The 6355-nt window shown below is 66.7% G+C and carries 6 protein-coding genes; 3 read left to right on the plus strand and 3 right to left on the minus strand.

The features are described 5' to 3' along the window. The coding region (locus tag ABWP50_RS10225) for a hypothetical protein (RefSeq protein ID WP_353217889.1) at positions 1-455 on the minus strand (455 nt) is incomplete at its 3' end. Between the two features lie 34 nt (positions 456-489). Here ABWP50_RS10225 and ABWP50_RS10230 point away from each other — a divergent pair. Further along, the gene (locus tag ABWP50_RS10230) at positions 490-1656 is read left to right on the plus strand and encodes an aspartyl/asparaginyl beta-hydroxylase domain-containing protein (RefSeq protein WP_353217890.1); all 1167 of its coding nucleotides are present in this window, start codon (positions 490-492) and stop codon (positions 1654-1656) included. A gap of 15 nt (positions 1657-1671) precedes the next feature. After that, complete coding sequence (locus ABWP50_RS10235) at positions 1672-3186, plus strand: hypothetical protein (RefSeq protein WP_353217891.1); 1515 nt, start codon at positions 1672-1674, stop codon at positions 3184-3186. A gap of 68 nt (positions 3187-3254) precedes the next feature. Here the strand turns inward: ABWP50_RS10235 and ABWP50_RS10240 are convergent, their stop codons facing one another. After that, a complete protein-coding gene (locus ABWP50_RS10240; protein WP_353217892.1) occupies positions 3255-4682 on the minus strand; it encodes an amidase family protein in 1428 nt (475 codons plus the stop codon). Between the two features lie 173 nt (positions 4683-4855). On the opposite strand from ABWP50_RS10240, the gene ABWP50_RS10245 reads away from it, so the two are divergent. Further along, entirely contained in the window at positions 4856-5920 is a 1065-nt protein-coding gene (locus ABWP50_RS10245; protein ID WP_353217893.1) for an alpha/beta fold hydrolase, read from the plus strand. Between the two features lie 42 nt (positions 5921-5962). Here the strand turns inward: ABWP50_RS10245 and ABWP50_RS10250 are convergent. Continuing rightward, on the minus strand, positions 5963-6355 hold a 393-nt coding region (locus tag ABWP50_RS10250), incomplete at its 5' end, for an amidohydrolase family protein (protein ID WP_353217894.1).

A 6355-nucleotide genomic window follows, 5' to 3' on the forward strand; every position in this document is an offset into this window, starting at 1 on the left:
GGATCGTAGCGGTGCGGCAACCAAAGCGGATCAGCGGCGACAATTGACATGCTCCATTTGACCTTGGCTTTGATAGAGTGCAACTGTCTAGCCGGGCTCAACTGACTCGTGTGCAGCGAAAGCAGCACATTTTTTGAGGATTTCTGACCATGAAGCACCGACTTTTTGCGCTGATCATTGCGGCTTGCGCGACTGTTCCGGCTACGGCCCAAACCACAAATGGCCCGGCCGTCTCGCCTGCTGCGCCTCCCACAGCTGCACCTGTCGACAAAAATCAGGAAGTGATTTGCAAGCGGGAGAAGGAAACCGGCAGCCTGGTCAAGGCAAAGCGCACCTGCCTGACCCGCCAGCAATGGGCTTATGTTGCAGAAACCAATTCGAACTTCGCGCGCGACCTCGCTGATTCCACCCGCAGCCGGCCGGGCAGCCAGTAACCGCTGGCCATGCTGATCCATTCGGGTTCCGGCCGGGGGCGCGGCGGGACGGGTAATGACTGATCCCCAGACAGAGGCACTGGAACGCACCGCGCAAGTGGGCATCGCGGCCTTGCAGCGCGGCGCTGGTGCAGCAGCGCGCGCAGCGTTTCAATTGATTGCTGCCAGTGGCCGCGCCACGCCGCAAATCTGGCTGTGGCTGGCGCAGGCCTGTGATCTGCAGGACGATCGCGCGGCGGTGATGGCAAATGTGGCGCGGGTGCTGGAAGGCGATCCGGGTAATCCTTATGCCCTTGTTATGGCCGGAGAAGTGCAAACCCGCAGCGGCAATGATCGTGCCGCGGTTGCATGGTACGAACGGGCTTTGAATGCCGCGCAAGGCCGGCAATTGCCGGATGATCTCGTCGTCCGCCTGAACCGCGCGGCTGCGGCGCGCGATGCGGCGGCCAAACGCTTTGAACAGCAGTTGCACGGCGCTTTGGCCGCTGGCGGCATCGATCCGCTGGCGGCGGGCGCGCGGTTTGAAGAGGCCCTGCAAATCGTGACGGGGCAAAGCCAACCCTATCTGCAGCAGCCAACCGGCTTTTATTATCCGCGCCTGCCGCAAATCGGATTCTACGATCCTGCGGATTTGGCCTGGACGCAGGCGCTGACCGACGCCTTGCCGGCCATTCGCGCCGAAGCGGCCGCTGTTCTGGCCGCAGGCAGCGGCGTGGCCCCCTATGTCGAGGCCGAGCCCGACCGCCCCAACAAAGGCCATGCCTTGCTGGCCGATGCCCGCTGGAGCGCCTTTCATCTGTATCGCGGCGGTGTCCCGATTGCCGAGCATGCTGCGCGGTGCCCGGCCACCATGGCGGCGCTGGCGCAGGCACCCTTGCCGCAAATCGCGGGCACCGCGCCGATGGCGCTGTTTTCAATCCTGGCGCCGCACACCCATATCCCGGCCCACCACGGCATGCTCAACACGCGGCTGATCTGCCATTTGCCGTTGATTGTGCCGGACAATTGCCGATTGCGCGTCGGCAGCGAAACCCGCGATGTTCGCGCTGGCGAGGTGATGTTGTTCGACGACAGCATCGAACATGAGGCCTGGAATGACAGCGATGCGCCGCGCGCGATTCTGCTGTTCGAGGTGTGGCGCCCGGAATTGACCGCCGCCGAACGGCGCGCATTGACCGTCATGTTCGAAAGCGTCGCTGCCTACGCGCCCGATCAGGCTTGATTGCACAGCGCCGGCATGGACGTTGCCGCCGCCAGCCATATCGATGCCGCCGCCCGCCCGGCTATGGTGAGCGAACAAGCGCTGTCTGCTGACACGCTGCGCCGGCGCGGCAGCGTGCTGACCGGAGAGGCGTTGGCCGATTGGCCGTGGCTGGGGCCAACTGGCCGGGGCCTGCTGGTGTCGGGGTTGCCGGGCAGCTTGCTGCTGCTGGATGGGATGCGGCTGGCGCCGGCTGCAACCGGCCTGGTCGATCTGGCGATGATCCCGCTGGCTGTGATTGGCGGCGCGCGGCTGAGTGCGGGCGGTGCTGGTGCAGCGCAAGGCGCAGGCAGCCTGAGCGGCTTTGTCGATATGCAACTGGCGGCGATTGGCGGCGGCAGCCAGATTTTGGCGGCTACAGGCGGGCAAGCGGGGCGCAGCATCGCGGCGATTGATCTGCGGCTTGGCAGCGAGCGCGGTTGGCTTGGCGGTGGGTTCACGCAAGGCGGCGGCGTGCCCAGTCCTGCTGGCCTTGCCGCGAGCGGGCAGCAGCGTTGGCACCTGGCCGGGCGCTTTGAGCAGGATGTCGGCGCTGTCCGGCTGAGGGGCCGGGGGTTATTTGCCAGCCGCCGCGAAAGCGGAACACGATCGGACTGGCATGATGTTGCTATCGGTCTGTCGGGCGGCACGCGCTGGCAATGGCAGTTGGCGGCAGCGCGCGGCGGTCAGGACGATGCCACACAAAGCAGCCGGCTTGGCCAGGCGCGCGCGGTGATTGGCGGCGCAACCGGGCTGATCCTGCCGGGCGCGGCAGAGCCGATTAGCGTGGCGGCGGGCGCGGAATGGCGGCAGCTGCGGCTGGCCGAGTCAAAAGTGCCAGCGCGGGAGCTGTTTGCCGAAGCCGCCGTGCCATTGCTGCAAGACCGGCCGGCGGCCGAAAATCTGGTGGCAACGCTGGGCGTACGGCAAGCGTGGCTAGGCGGATTGGCAGGGCACGGCGGGCGCGCAGAAACGCTGTGGCAGGCCGGTGGGCGTTGGGAGCCGTTCCCCGGCATTGCCCTGCGCGGGCAGGTGGCGCGCGGCATTGATGATTTTGGCGATGTCAGCGGTATCAGCCGCAGCGTGGGACTGATTGCCACGCCGGCGTTCGTGCCGGGATTTGCGATCACAGTGGATCGGCGCTGGCAGTCGCAGGGGCTGGCGCGCGTGCAAGCGCTGGATCTGTCTGCCAGTTGGCGCCTGCGGACGGGTGACGGCGCGCAATTGGCGCTTGCAGTGTTGGCCACGCACCACGACCTGTCGGAACATACGCTGGTGCCCGTACCGCGTTTTGCGAGCTTGCTGCGCGCGACGCTGGAAACAGGCCAGTGGGCGGTGAGCGCCGGCTGGCGGCACCGGACAGCGCAGGCGGGCGGCGTGGACGTCAGCCTTGAGCGGCAGCTGAGCGGCCGCATCCGGATCGTCGCCAGCGTCAGCAACGCCGTCAATTCAGGCCGTGATGGCGGCCCGGTTGGCCGCCAAGCACTGCTGCAGCTGGTGGCTGGATTTTAGATCGCTTTCCAAGTTGCTCGGAAAGCGAACTAGCGCAGGGATTGTGATTGCTCGCGGCCTCTCGTTGGTCAGCTGCGCAGCACTGGCGCCGGCAGCGGCCCGAGCAATGCCTCCACCGCCATGCCGATGGCGAGCAGGCGGCGGTCGCTGCCGACTGGTCCGTCGATCTCGATGGCGACGGGCAGGCCGCCCGCCGTCAATCCGCACGGCAGCACCAGCGCGGGCAGGCCCAATGTGCTGGCCGGGCTGATGTTGCGGGCGATGGCGGTGGTGAACGGCACGGATGCGCTGCCGATATCGATGTTGCCCTGGTCGCCGATCGGGGTTGCCGGCACCATGGTGGCTGGCAGCAGCATGGCGTCGATATGATGCTCGGCAAACCATGTCGCCATCGCCTGCTGCAACGCTGGCCGCGCCACGTCGCGGGCGGCGGCATAGAGTTGTTCTACGATGGGTGACGGCCCGCTGCGCAGGCCGACTGCCGCAAACACGCCGGCCACATCGGCGCTGACGCCGGCAAACATCGCTTCGAAATCGACCGGCGCGCCCGAATCTCGCAGATAGGCGTCCAGCGCTGGCACCACATCGTGGACCTGGATCGCCATCGCCACTGGCACCACGCCGTCCAGCCCCGGCACCGGCGCCTCGACGATCACCGCCCCCGCAGCGGTGAGCCGTGCCAGCGCCTGCTCGGTAAGCGCTGCCACTTCGGCATCCAGATCGGCGAAGAAGAAGCCGCGATCGATGCCGATGCGCAGGCCGGCGAGTGTTGCCGGTTCAATCGGCGTCATGTCGCCGCTCACCACCGCATCGAACAGCGCTAGATCGGCCACGCAGCGGGCATGCGGGCCGATCTGATCGAACAATGGCGTGATCGGCGCGGTGCCGTCGGTGGGGTAGCGCCCGGTTGTGGGCCGGAAGCCGGCGATGCCGCACAGCGCGGCCGGCACCCGGATCGAGCCTTGCGTGTCCTCTGCCACGCCCAGCGGCGCCATCCGCGCCGCCACCGCCGCCGCCGTGCCGCCCGAGGAGCCGCCGGGAATGCGCGCGGGATCATAGGGGTTGCGCACGGCGCCGAATTCCAGATTGCTGCTGGTCCAGCCGAACGACAGCTCGTGGATATTGGTCTTGCCCAGCACGATGGCGCCGGCCGCCTTCAGCCGGGCGACGGTGGTGGCATCCTGCGCCGGAATCCAGCCGCGCAGCATTTTCGTGCCCGCCGTCGTCTGGATGCCGGCGGTGTTGACGCTGTCCTTGATGGGAATCGGCAGGCCGTGCAGCGGGCCGAGCACGCCGCCCGCCGCCCTATGCGCATCGGCCGCCCTTGCCGCCGCGCGCACCGCCGCGGGATCGAGCGTGATGAAGGCGTTCAGCGCTTCGCCGGCTGCGCAGCGCGCCAACAGCGCATCGGCATAGTCCAGCGCGGATATCGCGCCCGATTGCATCGCCGCCACTGCCGCGCCTGCCGAAAGCTCAATCATTGCTGCGCTGTCCATCTGCCTGTCCTTCTGCCTTGTTGCTGGCGTGGTGTTGCAGCCTTCTGGCACGAAATCGCCGCCGCGCCATGGCTGTCGTGATCGGCCAGGCCGGTTTGCTGCTGCATTTTTGCTTGCGTGCGGCGGCGCTGGCCGCAAAGTCGGCAAATTGGCCGGGATGAGGGGGATTTTTCATGTTTTTGCGGGTGATCGCGGTTGGAGTTGCAATGCTGGCGGCCGCTGCCGCCGCGCAGCCGGCGGTGAGCGAGGCTGATTTTGTTGCCAATGATTTCGGCTTTGGCGACGGCGGCGTGCTGCCCGCGCTGAAGCAGCATTATCGCACGCTGGGCACACCGATCCGCAATCCGGCCGGGCAGATCATCAATGCGGTGATGATCGGCCATGGCACTGGCGGCTCCGGCGCCCAATTCCTGGTGCCGCAGTTCACGCGGCTGTTTGACAAGGGCGCACCGCTGGATGTGACCCGGTATTTCATCATCCTGCCCGATGCCATCGGCCACGGCGGATCGTCCAAGCCCAGCGACGGCCTGAAGATGGCATTTCCGGCCTATGATTATGCCGATATGGTGCGCGCACAGGGCATGCTGCTGGACCAGTTGGGCGTAAAGAAATTGCGGCTGTTGATGGGCACATCGATGGGCTGCATGATGGCGTTTCAGTTCGGCATCGATCAGCCGGACCGGGCGCAGGCAGTTATGCCGCTGGCGTGCAATGTGATCGAGCTGGCCGGGCGCAACCGCGTGTGGCGCGCCATGGCAATAAACGCGATCAAATCCGATCCCGATTGGGCGGGCGGCAATTACAGCAAACCGCCATTGAACGGCCTGCGGGTCGGCGCGGCGCTGCAGATCATGGCCAGTTCAGCGCCGGTGCGCATGCAGGCTGATGCTCCAACCCGCGCCGCCGCCGATGCGCTGGCGCAGCGCGCCATGGCTGCTGCACTGGCCGGCAGCGCGGATGCCAACGACCGCATCTACCAGCTCGACGCCAGCCGCAATTACAAGCCGCTGGCGCGCCTGTCCCGGATCAAGGTGCCGATCACTTGGGTGAACAGCGCGGACGATTTCATCAACCCGCCCGGGATCGGCAGCCCGGTCATGTGGACACGGTCGATGCCCAAGGGCCGCTTTGTGCTGATCCCCGAAACCGCCGAAACCCGCGGCCACAGCACCCACACGTGGAGCATGTTCTGGGACGGCGAATTGAAGGCGCTGCTGGCGCGCAGCCAGACCAATTGATCAGGCGGTGATCGTCAGGCTGGGCACCGTCCGGTGTTATTGTCAGGCTGGGCACCGTCCGGTGCCGGGCCCCTTCAGCGCCCGCCCGGCTGCCGCCCCGGTCGGCTCACCGGCGTTCAGCACCTGCACGCCGTTGACGAACACATGTTGCACGCCGGTGGCATATTGCGCCGGCTTGGCAAATGTCGCGTGATCGCTGATGGTGGCGGGATCGAACACCACCACATCCGCGAAATATCCGGGCCGCAGAAGCCCGCGTTCCTTGATGCCCAGATTGGTCACCGGCAGGTGCGTCAGCCGGCGCACCGCATCCTGCAGCGTCGTCGTCTTGTCCTCGCGCACATATTTGCCCAGCAGCCGCGCGACATTGCCATAGGCGCGCGGGTGATCCTGGCTGAGCAGGAACACGCCTTCAGCGCTGGGCGCGCCGGCGTC

The sequence above is a fragment of the Sandarakinorhabdus sp. genome (genome assembly GCF_040398645.1).
In the GTDB taxonomy this organism is placed as follows: Bacteria; Pseudomonadota; Alphaproteobacteria; order Sphingomonadales; family Sphingomonadaceae; genus Sandarakinorhabdus.

Excerpts from the sequence above, each read along its gene's own strand:
- ABWP50_RS10230 (WP_353217890.1), top strand. The coding sequence starts at position 490 with ATGACTGATCCCCAGACAGAGGCACTGGAACGCACCGCGCAAGTGGGC.
- ABWP50_RS10235 (WP_353217891.1), top strand. The coding sequence starts at position 1,672 with ATGGACGTTGCCGCCGCCAGCCATATCGATGCCGCCGCCCGCCCGGCT.
- ABWP50_RS10240 (WP_353217892.1), bottom strand. The coding sequence starts at position 4,682 with ATGGACAGCGCAGCAATGATTGAGCTTTCGGCAGGCGCGGCAGTGGCG.
- ABWP50_RS10245 (WP_353217893.1), top strand. The coding sequence starts at position 4,856 with ATGTTTTTGCGGGTGATCGCGGTTGGAGTTGCAATGCTGGCGGCCGCT.